Origin of the sequence: Amycolatopsis sp. 3B14, from assembly GCF_050958625.1 — a bacterium.
Classification (GTDB): Bacteria; Actinomycetota; Actinomycetes; order Mycobacteriales; family Pseudonocardiaceae; genus Amycolatopsis_E; species Amycolatopsis_E thermoflava.
Map to the genome: position 1 here is coordinate 73,778 of NZ_JBHZEN010000009.1, position 16,787 is coordinate 90,564.

Here is a 16,787-nt window from a genome sequence, read left to right on the forward strand (position 1 = left end):
ATTTCACCACTCGCAACCCGCCACCTATGATTGGACTGAGTCTTGTCTACCGCAGCCACGTCGGTCGCCTTCACAATCTGGGGCGCGATAGGCATCGCCACAATCGCACGTTGGCGCAACCTCACCACCTCGAAATCCTGGCGAAGGGTTCTACTGTTCGCGGCAGCGGCGTTCTCCCTGGCCCATCAGCTCATCTTCGCGACAGTAATGGAAGACTCTTATATCACTTTCCGCTACTCTCTCAACTTAGCGTCCGGGAACGGACCAGTTTTTAACATCGGGGAGCATGTCGAGGGCTATTCGAACTTCCTGTGGATGTTACTTTGCGCAATACCTCAAACTCTGTTCGACCACGGGATTGTCGCCTTCGCCACCGTGCTCGGGGCTTGCCTCGCTGTCGCCTGCGTGCCAGTGGCATACAGCCTGACGAACAAGTTGGTCAACGCAGCAAGGCCTGAAAAGACAGACGGCCCGGGCGTTATCGCGGCAGTACTGGTCGCAGGCGCCACCGGATTGTCCGCATATGGTCCTTCCGGCTTGGAGACGCCGTTGTTCGTCTTCCTCACCTTGGTTATGTGTCACGCAATGGCGGCCCAGCGTTTCGCCGCCGCGGGCGTTCTCGCCGCGCTCTTGACCATGACCCGGCCGGACGGGCTGGTGATCGCCGGCGTTGCCGGCATCTGGCTACTGGTCAGCCGCGCACGGAAACTGCTTCCGTTGCACCACTTCTTGACCTACGCGACGACCGCGCTGATCTTCTTCATTCCTTGGACGGCGTGGCGCCTGTGGTACTACGGCGGCCATCTCCTGCCCAACGCGGCGGCCGCCAAGACCGGCTACTCGCTCGTCTGGCAGCTGCGGACTGGGTGGGATTATTTCCTTGACTTCTCGTTGGCGAATGTTCTTCTTGTCATCGTCGCCGTTTTTGGGGCGGCGACCCTCGCCGCTCGCCCCGCTGCACCTCCTGACCTTGATCCATCGATCCGATATGGCCGCGCTGTCCCGTCGCTGATATACACCCTGGCGCTGTGTTACGGCGCATTTGTCGTCTACGCGGGCGGAGACTGGATGCCGGCTTGGCGATTTCTGGCCCTGGTTCCACCACTGCTGGCCGTTGCTACGTCCGCGACGATAGGCATCTACTCGGGAACCAGGGCAACACCAGGTGCACGTTTCACGGTACCGCGGAGCACAGGGCGTTGGCTTCCGATAACAGCTTTGGTGATCAGCGGGTGGTCGCTCGTGGTGTCCGTGACCGATCCGCAGACACTGCACTTCATGCATGTCCAGCGGGATGAGGCGCGTGATCGTGGTGAGGTTGGCTCGTGGATCGGCGCCCGACTGCCGGAGGGCACCGTCGTCAGCACCATGGGGAACGGCGCGTTCTCCTACCGGGCAGGTCCAAAGTTGGTCGTCGTTGACGCTCTGGGCTTGACCGATGAGCACATCGCTCGTAGTGGTTCACGTACGGCAGCGCCCGGATTCGCAGCCGTATCGTCTGATTGGGACTATGTGGTGGACGTCCGTCGACCGGCGCTGATCCGGCTTGAAGGTTACTTTTATGAGGACAAGCAGCCATGCCGCCCGCCTTCCCCGGCGCCTCCGTGGTTCCCGTTCGGCAATCCCAGCTTCCTGTCGGAGTACGAGATCGCGACCTTCCAGAAGGCTGGTTCCGGCCAGTGGGTGGCGGTGTACCTTCGGCGCGGTGACGCACCGCAGCTCGTCTCGCTTCTGGATGCGGATCCCCGCTTCGTCTACGTGCCCTGTCCTGCAACTTGATCCGGCGGGGCGAAGAAGGCTTCGAGGACGTCCCCGGCCCGGAGTTCAATCGACGGGATGTCGAGGCTGACGGTTTTTTCATCTGCGATTGAGGTTGCCGACGATCGCCTGCCATTCACTGCAATGCAGTCGAAAGCCGCGTTGGGGATACAGGGGAAGCGGAGCCGCTGTAGAGCGATCCGGCCGTATGCGACCTCCAGGCGCACGTAGCTTTCATTCTGACAGTAGGTCCCCCAACCGTGCGAGGTGCTGAAGAACGTTCTCAGTTGCCGCTCCCCGCCGCCGGGGGCGAAAGCGAGAGTGCGGGTCACGCCGTCGTAGCGCATGCCCGTGTAGGCGAGGACCAGGCCCCAGCTGCTCATCGAGCGGACGTAGTGATGTCCGGCTTCGACCTCGTTCCAGGGGTTGCGCCGGTATCCGTCGTGCCGCGCACGCGCCGTGCGCACGATTTCCAGGGCTTCCGCGATCATGCCTTCGTAGATCATGTGGGTCGCCACCTGGTACTCCACACCTGTCCACACCTGGTCGCAGTAGATAAGAGGTTGACGAGGCCGGCCTCCGTTGGGCCAGCTGCACAGCAGGAGACCACCTTCGTCGTCGAGCGCGTAGGTGACCTGGGTGTGGTGGTGATCGAAGAGTTGTTTGCGGAAGTTGTGGCGGTACACCGCGGCCAGGGCTTGCCGGGTGTGCGAAACGGGCAGTACCCGTCCCAGGCCGCTGATGTGTGCGAGCATCTGGCCGAATACCTGGTCGGAGAGGCATCCAGTCCCGTACTGGTAGGGCTGCGCATCAGGATGAGGCAGATCTTGGATGTAGTACTCGCCGTTCCAGAGCATCCGGTCCATGGTTTCCGCGCCACGCTCCGCCGCTTGGCGGTACCGTTCAGCCGACTCGTCCTCGCCCAGGTAGGCGGCCATCTCCGCGCCGGCTCGCAAGGCGGCGTAGAACAGCGAGCTGGACAGGGAGTTCGGTCCGTAGAGCTCGATGTCGTAGGTCGTGTGTTGAGGTCCCCGCAGGACGTGGTCACCTTGTGTGTCCCACTGATCGATTGCGAACTCGAGAGCTCGCTTTGCGTGCGACCACAGATCGGTGATCAACGCCGTGTCCCCGCTGAACCGCCAGTCACGGTACAGCCGGACGATTGTGCCCAGCTGCCCGTCGACGGCGGGGAGCTTCTGCTGTTCCTGGTTCTGCGTGACGACTTCCCACAGCGCGGGCCCACCGAAGACGCGGTTGACTCGGAAATTCATGCGTCCGTCTGGGTCGGTTTCCAACTGGAACTCGACACGGCGCATCGACCGTTCAAGTTCGGGGAACAAGTAGGCCACGGTCTGTGCGTAGTTCCAGACGTGCGTACAGGATCCAGGCCAGCTACCGGCGTGATCCGCGGTTCCCTCCCAGCTGACCAGCGTACCGTCCTCGAGACGGAAACATGTGTTGCTGCGCAGGACTGCGATGTTTGCCGCGGCCGCGTCGAGGATCTCCGGCGGAAGCGAGCTGGAGAACAAACTCTCGTGGAAAGCGCGGGTGTCTCGCTCCAGTCGGGGGAGGTTGCGGTGCAGGTACATCGCCGTGTCCCACGCGTCGGACAACCAGGTGGCGTAGAAGTTGCGCATGCTCTGCCCGGAGTAGGGATCGACGCCGGCGAAGCCACCGAGTTGGGGCCAGCCCTTGGGGCGTGCTGGGAAGTGCCAGGCAAGGATGAACTCGAAATCGCGTTCACCCCCGGGTTCGAGATCCGCGGTGATCGCCAGTGACCCCACACGGAGGCCGTTCTTCTCACCGGCGGTGTCGTCCGCGGTGCAGGACAGGCGGCCGTCAGAGCTGAAGTCGGACCAGAACTCCTCGAAACCGTGGTGGAACTGAGATAGCCATTCGGGCTTGGCTGTGACGTCCTGTGCCGCCGTGGCCAGGGCCATGGTGCCATGCCGGATGTCGTGAGTTGGCAACGATGAGGTGTACCACAGGCCTCTGATGTTTCCGTCATCGCGATATGCGTTTCGCGGCTGTCCGGCGAATTTGGGCAGGAAGAGGCCGTCGGTCCCGGGCTCGAACCCCACAGCGTTAGCCAATGAACCGGCAATCGTGACCGTGACCGGTTTGTCGCCCGGGTTGTGAACTCGGTAGCGCAGGACGGCGCCCGGTATCCCGGACTCCTTCGCGTTGAGCGGAATCAGCGGTGTGAACGCCTCCAAGGCAACAGACACCGGTAGGCTTTCGTCGAGGAAGGCCACACGGACCAGCGGGTATTCGCCGTGCATCACCGAGTCTTGCAGCCTGGGCAACCCGGCGGCGGTCCACCACAGGTAGCCGTAGGGGCGTTCTCCGTGGGGTGGGCGGAGGCGTGACTCGAGCACCCGACTGACTGGTGCCGCACCTGCTCTCTGCGCGTGAATGGCGAAGAACGTGAATGGCAGGACGTTCCCGCGCCCAGGGCTGTTGAAGATCTCCCAGTCCTGCAACTGTCCGCGAGCACCCACGGATACCGTTCCGGTACCGATGCCGCCAAGTGGAAACGCGGCGACCGGGGCGTCGGCGGGAATGCCCGCCCGGTGCTGCCCAACAGTCATGAGGCCCTCGCCAGCGTCGAAGCCTGCGCGGCCTTGCGGCGGTCAGCTTGGCGCCGCGGGTCAGGGATGGGCGCCGCGTCGAGCAGCGTGCGAGTGTATGGGTGCCGGGGATGCTGGATGACCTCTTCGGTGCTGCCTTGCTCGACGATCTGTCCCCGGCGGAGTATCGCGACGCGATGCGAGACATAACGGACCACGTCAATGTCGTGGGAGATGAACAGGTAGCTCACGCCGAGCACGCGCTGCAGGTCGACGAGGAGGTTGAGTACCTGCGCCTGGACGGACAGATCGAGCGCGCTGGTCGGCTCGTCACAGATGATGAGGTCAGGGCCGCCGACCAGGGCGCGCGCGATGGCGATGCGCTGTCGCTGGCCACCCGAGAACCGGGCGGGATACCGGTCCATAGCCTCGGGAGGCAAACCCACCTGGCCGAGCACTTCCGCCACCTTCTCCCGGGCTTGGCCACGGGAGAGCCGGTGGCGGACACGAAGCGGCTGGGTCAGCGACTGCCCGACGGTCAGCGACGGGTTGAGAGTTCCGTACGGATCTTGGAAAACGACCTGAAGATGATCACTGAGCTCGCGTCGCTCACGGGGCTTGAGTCGCATTAGCTCGCAACCGCGAAACCTGATGGAGCCTGCGGTGGGGTGGACGAGCCCGAGGATGGCGTTGCCGAGCGTGGATTTGCCGGACCCCGACTCACCGAGCAGCCCCACCGTCTCCCCCGCCTGAACTGAAAGACTGACTCGATCGACCGCACGGAAGTCTGGTTCGCGCTTCCTCGGGGACGGAAACTCCACCACGAGACTGTCAACGTCGAGCAAGGGTTCCCGCTCCGTCATGGCCTTCTCCTCGTCGTACTTCATCGAAACGAATGCACTTGGTTCGGCGGTTCTCTTCAGGCTCGGCGACTGCGATCGCTCCTTCGCGGCAGACAGCTGTGGCCAGGGGACAGCGAGGGGCGAAGTGGCACCCCGCGGGCCAATCGCGTGGCTCCGGCACGGTTCCCTCGATCGCGGGCAATGGAAGCCCGGGTTCTGCCAGGCGGGGTGAGGACCGGAGGAGGCCCGCGGTGTAGGGGTGCAGCGGGACGTCAAACATCTCCTCCGTCGGTGCGGATTCCACCATGTGCCCCGCGTACATCACGTACGCGCGATCGCACAGGTCGGCGACCACACCCCAGTCGTGAGTGATGAGCAGGATCGCCATCCCTGTTTCGCCCTGGAGTTGCCGCAGGAGGTCGAGGATCTCCGCCTGTACCGTGACGTCCAGCGCTGTGGTGGGTTCATCGGCGATCAGCAGTTCAGGCCTACCTGCCAAGGCCAGGGCGATCACGACGCGTTGCGCCATACCCCCGGAAAGCTGATACGGATAACGGGCAGCAACCCCCTCCGGATCGGGCAGGCGCACGGCTGTCAGCAACTCCAGCGTCCGGGCGCGCACGTGCCGGCGTGGGAGGCGGTCGTGCCGTCGCACGAGTTCGTCGATCTGCTGGCCGACCGTGAACACGGGATCCAGCCCAGCGAGGGGCTCCTGAGAGATCAGCGCGATCTTCCGGCCGCGAAGCCGCGCCAACTCGGCCTTGGTCATCGTCGTGAGTTCATCGCCTCCAAGGCGAATGCTTCCCGAGGCGATTGTGCCCCCGGCCGGCAGGAGCCCGAGAATGGCGCGACCGGTGATGCTCTTCCCGCACCCGGATTCGCCCACGATCCCCACCGTTTGCCCGGGGTTGATGTCGAGGTCGACGTCTTCGACCACAGTGGTGGTTCCCTGGGCCGTAGGCAGTGCGACCGACAGCCCCCGGACCGACAGCAGGGCTGCCGGCTCCGCGCTGGCGGGATGAGCTGCTGGCTCCGCGCGCAACGTGCCGCGGCGGGCGGCCCGGGTGCTCGCTGCGCGTTTGCCGCGTTGTCCGGTCGCATCCCGCACGACGTCGCCGAGAAGGCCGAACGCGAGGATGCCGAGCCCGATCACGGCGCCCGCCGGGACAAGCATCCAGGGTTGCTGGTCGATGACCTGTGATGCGTCAGCGACCATGCCTCCCCACGTCGGAGTGGGGGGCTGCACCCCGAGCCCAAGGTAACCCAGGCCCGTCTCGGTGAGCAGGCTGACCCCTGCGAACAGCGAAGCCTGGACGATGATGGGGCCGTAGCACCGAGGCAGCACATGGCGAAGGACGATGTAGCTCGAGGGCAGGCCGGCGACCCTGGCCGCGGCGATGTAGGGCTCCTGCCGCACAGCCAACGTGACTCCGCGAACGACCCGGGCCAGGCCGGGGGCGCCCAGCACGCCGAGTGTGACCATGGCGGCGGTCTCGTTGGTGCCGAACACCGCCAGCACGACCAGCAACGTGATGATCACGGGGATCGCGAGAACCACATCGATGAGCCAGTTCAGCGCGCGGTCGACCCGTCCGCCGAGGAACCCGCTGGCGAGTCCCATCGCGACGCCCAGGACGAGTACCGTGGCCACGGCTTGCAGGACCCCGAGCAGCGTCACCTGTCCGCCGTACATCAGCCGGCTGAGGATGTCCCGGCCGAGCCGGTCGGTCCCCAACCAGTGGTCGGCCGAGGGCATCGAAAGCACGTGTGACAGGTCGGTCGCGGTGGGATCGTACGGGGCGAGCCAGGGCGCGGCGATCGCGGCTGTCGCGACCACGGCCAGATACGCTAGTGAGAGGGCCCCGAGGGGGCGCCGGATGACCGCTCGCCACACTCCGGCGCTGTCCCCTCCGCGCCCACGGGCCGAGGTGGTGGGCATTGTCGTCATCGCACACGCACCTTCGGGTTGAGCCAGCCGTACAGCAGATCGACAAGCAGGTTGACGATCACGACGACGATGGTGAACGTCACGGCCACGCCCTGGATCATGGGCAGGTCGTGCTGTGTGGTGGCCTGCACTGCCAGACCGCCGAGACCGGGCATCGCGAAGACTCCCTCCACCAGGACCGTGCTGTTGAGCAGCCCGACAAAGAGCAGCCCGACGACCGTCACCACCGGGATCGCCGCGTTGCGCAGCGCGTGCCGGAGGACGAGGGAGCGTTCGGATGCTCCGTTGGCCCGCAGGACGTACACATACTCGGCGTCCAGCGCGTCGGACATCGAGTCGCGGGTCTGCTTGGCCACGGCCGCCGCGCCGCCCAGCGCGAGCGTGATGACGGGCAGCACCAGGCTGGCCACCCATTCGGAAGGTGATGCCGTCAGAGGAACGTAGCCAGTCGCCGGGAAGAGGCGGACCGTGACGGCCAGGCCCGTGATCAGCACCAGGCCGAGCCAGAAGTTGGGCAACGCGAATCCCAGTAGTGAGAACACATCGATGGCTTTGCCGAGCCGGCCACCCCGCACCGCGCTGAGGACTCCCAGCGCCACACCGAGCAATGCCGACACCAGCGTCGTGCCCACGATGAGGGACAACGTCACGCCCATCCGATTCACGATTTCGGATCCGACGCTCAGCCCGCTGATCGGCGAAACACCCAAGTCACCCCGAACAGCGTCGGTGAGCCAGTGCCAGTACTGAACCAGAACGGGGTCGCCGAGGCCAAGTTTCTCGTGGAGTTGCGCATACCCTTCGGGCGTGTAGTTGGTTCCGAGAATCGTGCGTGCGGTGTCGCCCGGCGCGAGCGATTCCAGCACGAACGTCAGCACCGAGACGATGAAGACCAGCGGCACGGCGATCGTCAGCCTGCGCAAGACCAAGCGAGTCATGACTGAGCTCCTCTTCGGCCAGGCCGGATCACGAGGTGGCAGGACGGAAGTCCACCGGGTTGGCCATCGGGGCATTGGGACTGATCGAGATGCCGGACACGCCAGACCGGGCGAAGAACAAGTTGGGCGCGAACACCGCGGGCACGAACCAACCCAGCTCGACCAGTCTCCCCACGATCTGCTTGTTCACCTGCCCGAGCGACGCCTGATCAGCCGTGGCAGCCTGCGAGTACAACGCGTCCAGCTGCGGGTCGGTGCTCTTCAGCGGGTTGAAAAACCCAGCAGAGGGCAGGTACAGGCCGGGTCCCATGAGGAAGACCGGCTGGTAACCGTATCCGAATCCGTAGGCGGGGTACTTTCCCGCGGCGATAGCTTGCACGAACTGGGTCATGTCCGCCGCGTTGGTCAGCTCGACCTGCACGCCGACCTTCTTCAAGTCGGCGGCAATGGCCTGGGAGATCTGGTCGATGCCATAGGTTGTCTGGGTCATCACGGACATTGTGAAACCGTTGGGGTACCCGGCCTCGGCAAGCAACTGCCGGGCCTTGTCCGGATCGTAGCGATAGAAGACTTGCTCGTTGTACCCGTCCGTGCCGGGCAGGGCGATCTGTTCCGTCGGCATGCCGAATCCGCCGAGTAGGGATTTCGCCATGGCATCGCGATCGATCGCGTAGTTCAGGGCCTGCCGCACCCGGACATCCCCGAGCGCCGGCACCATGCTCCCTGTGCGGTCGACAAGGTCCAGGCCGATCATGATCTGCGGTGTCTGGAACACCTGGAGTCCTGCTGTCTTGGCCGCGTCCGCGGTCGTCGGGTCGCCGGCTATGACGTCGACCTGGCCGGTCTTGATCGCGGCGAGCGCAGCGTTGGGGTTGGACAAGACCTTGACGACGACTTTCCCGTACCTGACGTCGCCCTTGTTCCAGTAGTGGGGGTTCGGGGTATACGTGTAATGGTCGTTAGGGACGGTCTCGGCGAGATCGAGCACGTACGGCCCAGCTCCCCGTGTCTCCGTCGCCAGGATGTCAGGTGTGCGCAACGCCTGCCCGCTGACGAGGTCACCGGCGAGGTAGTACTGGCTGAAGATGTCGGGGAGATTCGGGTTGGGCGCCGAAAGGTTCAGCCGGACGGTCAACGGGTCCACGATGTCAACGGAAGCGATCTGCTTGAGATACGGCGCTGATCCACCCGGCGCGCCGGCGAAGTAGGTGAGGTTTTCGCGCAACACTTCCGCGGTGAGCGGAGATCCGTCGCTGAACTTCACATCCGGACGGAGTTTGATCTCGAAAACCTTGGAACCGCTGCCGATGTACGACCACGATGTGGCCAGCCGCGGCTGCAGAGCACCGTCAGCGGCTCGATAGATGAGCGGGTCGTAAGCAAGGTTCACGTACCACTGGAAGGCGGAACCGGTCTTGGCAGGATCCAGGCTGTTCGGCGCCGAGCTGATACCCAGGCTCAGGACATTGTTGTCTGTGGAGTTTCCCTGGCCGCTGGAGCGATCGGCGCAACCGGTCAGGGCCAACGACAGTGCCATGATCGCGGCGCACGTCGACAACAAGTGGCGCCTGCGGCGGCGTGGTGGTTGTGTGCGTGGGAGCTTTCCGTGCATCGGAGCCAACCTTTCGGCGGAAGAGGGAACACGACGTTGGGTTCTTTCCCCGAGCGGCCGTCCTGCGAGACAAGAGGACCGGCGTTAAGGTGCCGCGCTCTATCCGGAGGCGGCGTTCCGCTGCTGGCGCAGGGCGAACCGCTGCACCTTGCCGCTGGGTGTCTTGGGTAGATGGTCGACGACGTGCACGGCACGGGGATAAGCGTGCGCGGCGAACTCCGTCTTGACGAGCCTTTGGACTTCGGCTTCCAGTTGTCTGCTGTCCACCGCGGTCCGGGTGACCACGTAGGCTTCGAGGACTTCACCACGGATGTCGTCCGGTGCGGCGACGACGGCGCATTCGGCGACATCCGGGTGGCGTGCGATCACCGACTCGACTTCGAAGGGGCCGATCCGGTAGCCCGCCATGATGATCACATCGTCCTCACGGGAGGAGAAGTGAAACCGGCCCGCCTCGTCGACGGACGCGAGGTCGCCAGTGAGATACCAGCGCCGGTCAGCGCTGAACTTCTCGCGGCTGCGTGCGGGATCATCGACGTACCCCGTGAACCAGGCAAGCGGACTGCCGGCTGTGTCGACAGCCAGTACGCCCGGCTCGCCGGGCGGCGCTGCCACCGCCTGCTCGACGTCGCGGAGCACCCGGACACTCCAGCCGGGCATCGGCCTGCCCATGGAGCCGGGCTTGAGGCTGCTTCGGAGGCTGGGATGATGGTGATTGTTCACGAGCATGCCAGTCTCCGTTTGGCCATAGTGGTCGTGCACTGCGACGCCGAGTGCCTCAACGGCCCACTCGTTCACCTCAGGCGTCAACGGCTCGCCAGCGCTGGAGGCACAGCGCAGCCGCAAGCCCTGGGGCTGACGGTCGGTGCCGGCACGCAGTGCCCGGTAGACCGTGGGCGCGGCGGCGAAGTTCGTCACGCCGTAGCGGGCCAATACCGACCACGTGAGTTCCGGGGAGAATCCGGCGGTCACCATGAGGGCAGGCACGCCAGTGGCCAGCGGCGCCAGCACCCCGTAGTAGAGCCCGTAGGCCCAGCCCGGATCCGCTGCGTTCCAGTACACGTCACCGGGAACGACGTCCAAACCGAACTGGAGGTAGGCGTGGAACGCGGCCAGCGCGCGGATCGGCACCAGCACGCCCTTCGGCGCCCCCGTGGTACCGGAGGTGTAGAGCTGCACCAGCGGTGCATCACCGCCGAGTCGCGCCGGCTGGGAGGGGGACGCGCTGGAGGCCATCAGGGCGTCCAGGGCGACCTCACCCGGGGATGTGGGCGCGGCACCAGAGACGATTGTAGTCCTGCCGCCGTCGGCCGGGAGGTCGGCACTGGGCTTCAGTTTGGGGAGATTGGCGGCATCGCAGACCACAGCTTTCGCCCGGCTGCCGTTGAGACGCAGCTCGATCTGAGGAGGCGCGAAGGCTGTGAACAGCGGCACATGAACCGCGCCCAGATGCCATATCGCCATGAGCGTGACCACGAAGTCTCGGGTCTTGCCCATCAGCGTCGCCACTCGGTCTCCGGGCCCGATCCCCAGTTCGGCGAACGCCGCCGCGAGCCGCTCGGCGGAGTCCAGAAGCTCTCCATAACTGATGGAGCTCGCGGAGAGTTCTGCGTTCACGAACGTGAAGGCGGTGTGTTTCCGCGGGTGCCGTGCGCACAACAGCTCCGTGGCGGATGCGGACGGGACGTCATACTGGTCGAGCAGAGCCTTGACGTGGGGCTGGGCAGCCAGGATCGTCATGGGATCGCTCCTTTCGGGGTGGCTGGCTCGTCGGTGAATGCCGTCCAGCTCTTGGCGAACACCCGGACCCCGTCCATCGACACTTCACCAGTGGCGGTGGCTGACGTCGGGGTGACGACGAGGTCGACGCGTACGGTGGCACTTTCGTGCTGGGACGACCGGATAACGGCCTTGGCGACGCCGTGGACATTGGCGCTCGCGTCTTGCCCGCTCGCGGTCGCGGTGACTCGGCTGTCAACAGTCAGCACATGATCTTTCGTCGGCGTGTACGCCGATGTGTCGTGCACGATCGTGACAGCCACGGCATCCTGGATTGGGCTGCGAACGAGGTCCCAGCGTGACCGGTTGTGCAAGCTCAGCCGTTCGTTCTGGTCGCTGCAGGCAGGTGCGGCCGGCATGACCGTTCGTCCCTCATCCGTGAGGACGGGTAGCCGCAGCTCGGCTCCAATGAGGACAAAGGCATCACCGGTGCTCCCATCCGGCCACAGGCGTGGGAAATCGTCGTGGGCCAGTACGAGCCGCAACCGATGACCGGCGGCGACCTCGTAGGCCGTGGGGGGCAGCTCGATCCGCACGGTGCGGCGTGCACTTCCGTTGGTCACGGGACTGCGGTGGATCGCCGCAGCCCCGGCCGCAATCAGTATGGAGCGGCCGTGGGGGTCGACGTCGGTGACCTTGACGACCAGCCGATCGAGCACCGGTTCCTTGGGAAGGGTGACCGTGACCGACATTCGTCCGCCGATCGTGAGATGGTTGCTCAGCGGCCGGCTTGTGAAGTGACAGCTGCGCAGGTCGTCATCGTGCTGGTCGAGGGGTAGGCCGAACCCGGCGGTGGGAACTCCCCACAGCCCGCTCAGAGCGCCCACTGTCGGATCCCGACGATATCCAGCCCCGAGGTGTGCGGCTTCAGCCATCGACGAAATGCCATCGACTCGCTGCAGCCCATTGTCTGCGGTGGCGCACCAGGTGAGGGAGTCACCCGCCGGGGGCCAAGACTGTTGCACCTGCCATCGGGGCTGTTCCCCCTGTACGTACAGAACCACCCGCCCATCCCGCTCCACCTCCGCGCCCGGCTCGCCGAGCCAGGCGCTCCACCAGTCGAGGGCGAGCCGGTGGAAGTCGATCGCCTCGAACGGTGACTCGTGCGGGATCGTGTGCATCCACGGACCGACGAGCAGCTTCTTGGGCGCGGAGATCGCCTCATACGCGCGTATGGTTCCCTCACAAAAGAGATCTCGCCAACCTGCCACGCAGAAGGTCGGCACCTCGATGCGGGAGGCGTCGATGTGACGGGACCGCCAACTCGGATGACCAGGTCCATGGCGGAACAGGTCCAGCAGGTAGGGCTCGTCTTGTTCCAGGCGCTCGAGCCAACGGCGCCGGTCAACACCGCCAGCCGGCGACAACGGCGGCAATAGGTGCCCGAGGAGGGTATCGAGGCTCCAGATGCCCAACGGCCCGAGCGCCCCACGTATACCCCCAGGGTGCACGAAGTCGAGTTCGGGATCCAGCATCCCCATGACCGGCAAGATGGCGCGCAGCGCTTTCGGCCCGCGTTCTGCCGTACGGAGAGCAGTCATCGCGCCATAGGACACCCCCCACATGCCGACACTGCCCGAGCACCAATCCTGTCTGCCCGCCCACTCGACCAGGGCAGCGCCGTCATCGCCTTCTCGCGGGTCGAAGGGCGGGTGCCGTGGCCCGTCAGAGGACCCGGTCCCGCGGAGATCGGCCAGGACAGTGGCATAGCCGTGGCGGGCGAACCAGCGGTACGTGGAGAAGCCACCGATGCCGGCGAAAGCGTCCTTGCGATAGGGCAGAAGGGTGACGAGCGCGGGAACCGGGGCCTCCGTAATCGGCAAAAACAGGTCCGCGCCCAACGACCCGTGGCCATCCCTGGTGGGAATCCGGACATCTCGCACGACCCGCACGTCGTACAGGTCGCGAACAGGGCTCACTGCAGTCTCCGGTGCACCACTGCTGATCATCGGCACCTCCAGCGCGTCGTTGCGCTTCCACCGACGCCTCGACCGAAGGATTACGATCGAAGCATTTCGATAACGGTTCCGGCGACGCTAACTGTCGTTTCATCGGCTCGTCAAGGCCGCAGTGTCCCTCGTGAGACGGACGTAACCGATTCGTTGCTGTCCATCTCGAGTATGAACGTTGTCCAACGAGTGACCGCGCGGTAGCGTCCACGGGAGCCCATCGAAATGCTTCGACGAAACTGTGAGGTGCGCCGCGTGGCGGCAACGATCAAGGATGTGGCGGCGTTGGCCGGCGTGAGCATCTCGACCGTGTCGCTGGCCATCAACGGATCCAACCGGGTGCGCCCAGAGACGCGGGAACGCGTCCTGGCGGCGGCAGACCAGCTCGAGTTCGTCCCCCGAACGGAGGCGGTCGCGCGTGCGCGTCGTGGCGTACGACGTATCGGCGTCATGGCGCCTTTCACCTCCTATCCGACGTTTGCCCGGAGGTTGGAGGGCGTCCTGCTGGCACTGCGCGATCACGGGTGGGAAGTGGTCGTCTTCGACCAGGAGTCGGCCGCGTCCGCCCTCCCGACATTGGCCAGCATCCCGTTGACCAACAAGCTCGATGGCTTGTTGGTGATGTCGTTGCCGATCGACGACGCCACGGCTCGCAGGCTGCTCCGGCAGAACCTGGCGACAGTTCTGGTGGAGGCCGCCCGCACCGGTTTCAGCAGCGTGGGAATCGATCACGCGGAGGGCGGCCGGCTTGCCGCCGGCCTCCTGCTTGAGCGCGGGCACACGCGGTTCGCCTTCATCGGCGAGCGGAAGCTGACGTCAGATGTGGTGCTGCCGCCAGAATCACGACTGAGCGCATACCGGGAAACCTTGCGTATCGCTGGGTATCCGCTCGAGGATCAACGGATCGTCACGGTCCCGCACCAGCTGGAAGCAGCGCGACAAGCTGCAGTCGAACTCCTCAGCTCAGAACCTCGCCCTACTGCAGTGTTCGCCCAGGACGACCTGCTCGCGGCCGGCGTGCTCAAGGCGGCACGAGAGCGCGATCTGCGGATCCCGGAAGATCTGGCGGTCATCGGTTTCGACGACGGTGACGTGGCCGAAGCGCTTGGGCTGACGACGATTCGTCAGCCACTCCTGGAATCCGGAGAGGTCGCCGCACGGACCCTTGTCGCACAGCTCGGCAATCCTGATCGCAGCCTTCAGGAGATCACGCTGAAACTTACGCTCGTGGAGCGTGCGACGACATGACCATCTTGCGCGTCAGATGTGCATGGACGGGGCCGGTGACAGTGCTCCCCAGGATGAGGACGACGCACATGATCACCACCGTCACCCGCAACGTCGACGGGCCGGAAGCTCCGGCCACTGATCCGACGACCGCCACCCCACACGCGCCACCGACCTGAGTGACCAGCCCCGCGAGTGCGCCGGCGAACCCGGAACGCTGCTCGTCGAAGCCCATCACCAACAGCGTGTTCGACGCCACCTGCACGCCTGCAAGGCCCGCTCCGGCAACCGTCAGGATAAGTGCGCTCACCGGCGACAAGCGTAGGTTCGGTACCACGCCAAGGACACAGCTGCCCGCCGCAGCGAAGGTGAATCCCATGAGAATCACCGGTCGCGGTCCCCATCGCTGTGTCGCCCATCCGGCGGTTGGACCGGCCACCATGATCGAGGCGCACAATGGCAGGAGAACCATGCTGAGCGTGAGCGGACTTGCCCCATCAACCTGGCTCTGCAGGGTGATCGCGAAGACCAGTCCGAACAGGATGAACGCGTAACAAACCAGGACGGCAGCGGCGACGACAACGTCCGGTGTCCGCCACGCCTCTGAGGGCACGAGTGGCCGCACCGCGTGTCGCCGCTCGTAAACTACGAAGAGTACGACCAGGGCAATGCCACACACGATCGGCCAGAGCACTTCTGGGACGGCCCACGAACTTCCGCCCGCAGCGGTCACACCCCACACCAAAGCGCCGGTGCCAAGACCGAGCAGCGCCAGGCCCACCAGATCGAGCCGACGCCGTACACGGGCGGAAGCCCTCGGGATAGCGACGGCAGCAAGCCCGGAAGCAGCGATTCCAAGCGGCACATTGATCCAGAAGACCGACCGCCACCCTGGCCAGGACACGAGAGCCGCGCCAACCAGTGGACCGGAGGCGAACGCGACGGCAGCAAGTCCAGCAACCATGCCGAAAATTCGCTCGAAGCGCCCCGGGGAGAAACACAGCCGCAGTACGCCAACGCTGCTCGCGAGCAGGAGCGCACCACCAGCGCCCTGCACCGCCCGAGCGCAGACCAGCAGCACCCACGAAGCAGCGCATCCGCACGCGATCGAGGCCAGAGTGAACATCGCCACGCCGATCTGGAAAGCCCGTCGTGGGCCCACTCGGTCGACCAGATCACCCGCGGGGACGATGATCATTGCCATCACCAGCAGGTAACTGGAAAATGTCCATGAGAGTGCGCTCGCACCGACTCCCAGGTCGGCTGCGATGACCGGGTTCGCCACCGCCACGACACTGCCATCCAGCTGGGCCATCATGAACACGATCACGACCGCGCCGACGACCAACCGGTGGCGCGGTGCGCCACCGGCGGCCGTCCCCGCCGATGCGGCCGCTCTCATCGATCCGGCATTCGCAACGCACCGTCCAGCCGTACCGTCTCCCCGTTGAGCATCGAGTTGCGAATGAGGTGTGTCACGAGCTCCGCGAACTCCTCCGGACGGCCTAAACGCGACGGGTGTGGCACGTTCGCCGGGAGCGCGGATCGCACCGCTGGAGGAAGCCCGTCCAGAAACGGAGTGTCGAACAGGCCTGGCGCGATGGTGTTCACCCGGATCCGGTGACGTGACAACTCCCGGGCGACCGGCAGTGTCATAGCCACCAGTCCGCCCTTCGAGGCACCGTAAGCCGCCTGCCCGACCTGACCGTCGAAAGCGGCGATCGACGCGGTGTTGACGATAGCCCCGCGCTCCTCGCCCACCAGGTCCTCTTGCACCATCTGCTCTGCGCTCAGGCGGAGCACGTTGAATGTGCCGATGAGGTTCACCTCCACCACCTTGGCGAACTCCTCGAGCGGGAAGGGGCCTCGTTTACCGACCACACGAGCTGCACTTCCAACTCCGGCGCAATTGACTACGATGCGCAGAGGACCGACATCCGCGGCGACGTCCACGGCGGCGGCTACTTGGTCTTCGTCAGTGATGTCGGCAGCGGCGAACGACGCTCGGTCTCCAAGCTGGTCGGCGACCGCCTTGCCGCGAGACGAGGGCCGTCCGACGATGACAACGTGCGCGCCCTCCCGATGCAGCTTCCGGACTGTCGCGAGCCCGAGGCCTGAGCTGCCACCCGTCACGAGCGCGACACAACCAGGGATGTCCATTGCT

At 65.3% G+C, this 16,787-nt stretch carries 11 protein-coding genes; 2 read left to right on the plus strand and 9 right to left on the minus strand.

The annotated features are described in order from the left end of the window. Positions 1–42 precede the first annotated feature (42 nt). Positions 43–1,779 carry a hypothetical protein gene (locus ACCP09_RS06470; protein ID WP_433743931.1) on the plus strand — a complete coding sequence of 579 codons (1,737 nt, stop codon included), beginning with the start codon at positions 43–45 and terminating at the stop codon, positions 1,777–1,779. On the opposite strand, the gene ACCP09_RS06475 is transcribed toward ACCP09_RS06470, so the two are convergent. The 7 genes from ACCP09_RS06475 to ACCP09_RS06505 all read right to left on the minus strand — a co-directional run bounded on the left by ACCP09_RS06475 (position 1,755) and on the right by ACCP09_RS06505 (position 13,396). After that, the gene (locus ACCP09_RS06475) at positions 1,755–4,349 is read right to left on the minus strand and encodes a GH116 family glycosyl-hydrolase (protein ID WP_433743934.1); all 2,595 of its coding nucleotides are present in this window, start codon (positions 4,347–4,349) and stop codon (positions 1,755–1,757) included. The genes ACCP09_RS06470 and ACCP09_RS06475 overlap by 25 nt on opposite strands. Next, the gene (locus tag ACCP09_RS06480; protein WP_433743937.1) at positions 4,346–5,215 is read right to left on the minus strand and encodes an ATP-binding cassette domain-containing protein; all 870 of its coding nucleotides are present in this window, start codon (positions 5,213–5,215) and stop codon (positions 4,346–4,348) included. Before ACCP09_RS06480 ends, ACCP09_RS06475 begins: the two co-directional genes overlap by 4 nt. Next, complete coding sequence (locus ACCP09_RS06485) at positions 5,160–7,118, minus strand: dipeptide/oligopeptide/nickel ABC transporter permease/ATP-binding protein (RefSeq protein ID WP_433743940.1); 1,959 nt, start codon at positions 7,116–7,118, stop codon at positions 5,160–5,162. Before ACCP09_RS06485 ends, ACCP09_RS06480 begins: the two co-directional genes overlap by 56 nt. Continuing rightward, on the minus strand, positions 7,115–8,056 hold the full coding sequence (locus ACCP09_RS06490) for an ABC transporter permease (RefSeq protein WP_123685643.1): 942 nt from the start codon (positions 8,054–8,056) through the stop codon (positions 7,115–7,117). Before ACCP09_RS06490 ends, ACCP09_RS06485 begins: the two co-directional genes overlap by 4 nt. A 28-nt stretch (positions 8,057–8,084) precedes the next feature. Then, positions 8,085–9,593 (minus strand): ABC transporter substrate-binding protein, encoded by a 1,509-nt coding sequence (locus ACCP09_RS06495; protein ID WP_433743945.1) that lies wholly within the window; start codon positions 9,591–9,593, stop codon positions 8,085–8,087. A gap of 174 nt (positions 9,594–9,767) precedes the next feature. Continuing rightward, positions 9,768–11,408: an AMP-binding protein gene (locus tag ACCP09_RS06500; protein WP_433743948.1), complete on the minus strand. Its 1,641-nt coding sequence runs from the start codon at positions 11,406–11,408 to the stop codon at positions 9,768–9,770. Next, positions 11,405–13,396: a CocE/NonD family hydrolase gene (locus ACCP09_RS06505; protein WP_433743951.1), complete on the minus strand. Its 1,992-nt coding sequence runs from the start codon at positions 13,394–13,396 to the stop codon at positions 11,405–11,407. Before ACCP09_RS06505 ends, ACCP09_RS06500 begins: the two co-directional genes overlap by 4 nt. Before the next feature lie 255 nt (positions 13,397–13,651). Between ACCP09_RS06505 and ACCP09_RS06510 the strand changes: the two genes are divergently transcribed. Beyond that, positions 13,652–14,644 (plus strand): LacI family DNA-binding transcriptional regulator, encoded by a 993-nt coding sequence (locus ACCP09_RS06510; protein ID WP_378334898.1) that lies wholly within the window; start codon positions 13,652–13,654, stop codon positions 14,642–14,644. Here the strand turns inward: ACCP09_RS06510 and ACCP09_RS06515 are convergent. After that, a complete protein-coding gene (locus ACCP09_RS06515; RefSeq protein ID WP_433743955.1) occupies positions 14,616–15,953 on the minus strand; it encodes an MFS transporter in 1,338 nt (445 codons plus the stop codon). The two genes, ACCP09_RS06510 and ACCP09_RS06515, sit on opposite strands and share 29 nt — an antisense overlap. A 68-nt stretch (positions 15,954–16,021) precedes the next feature. Then, positions 16,022–16,783 (minus strand): SDR family NAD(P)-dependent oxidoreductase, encoded by a 762-nt coding sequence (locus ACCP09_RS06520; RefSeq protein WP_433743958.1) that lies wholly within the window; start codon positions 16,781–16,783, stop codon positions 16,022–16,024. Positions 16,784–16,787 lie beyond the last annotated feature (4 nt).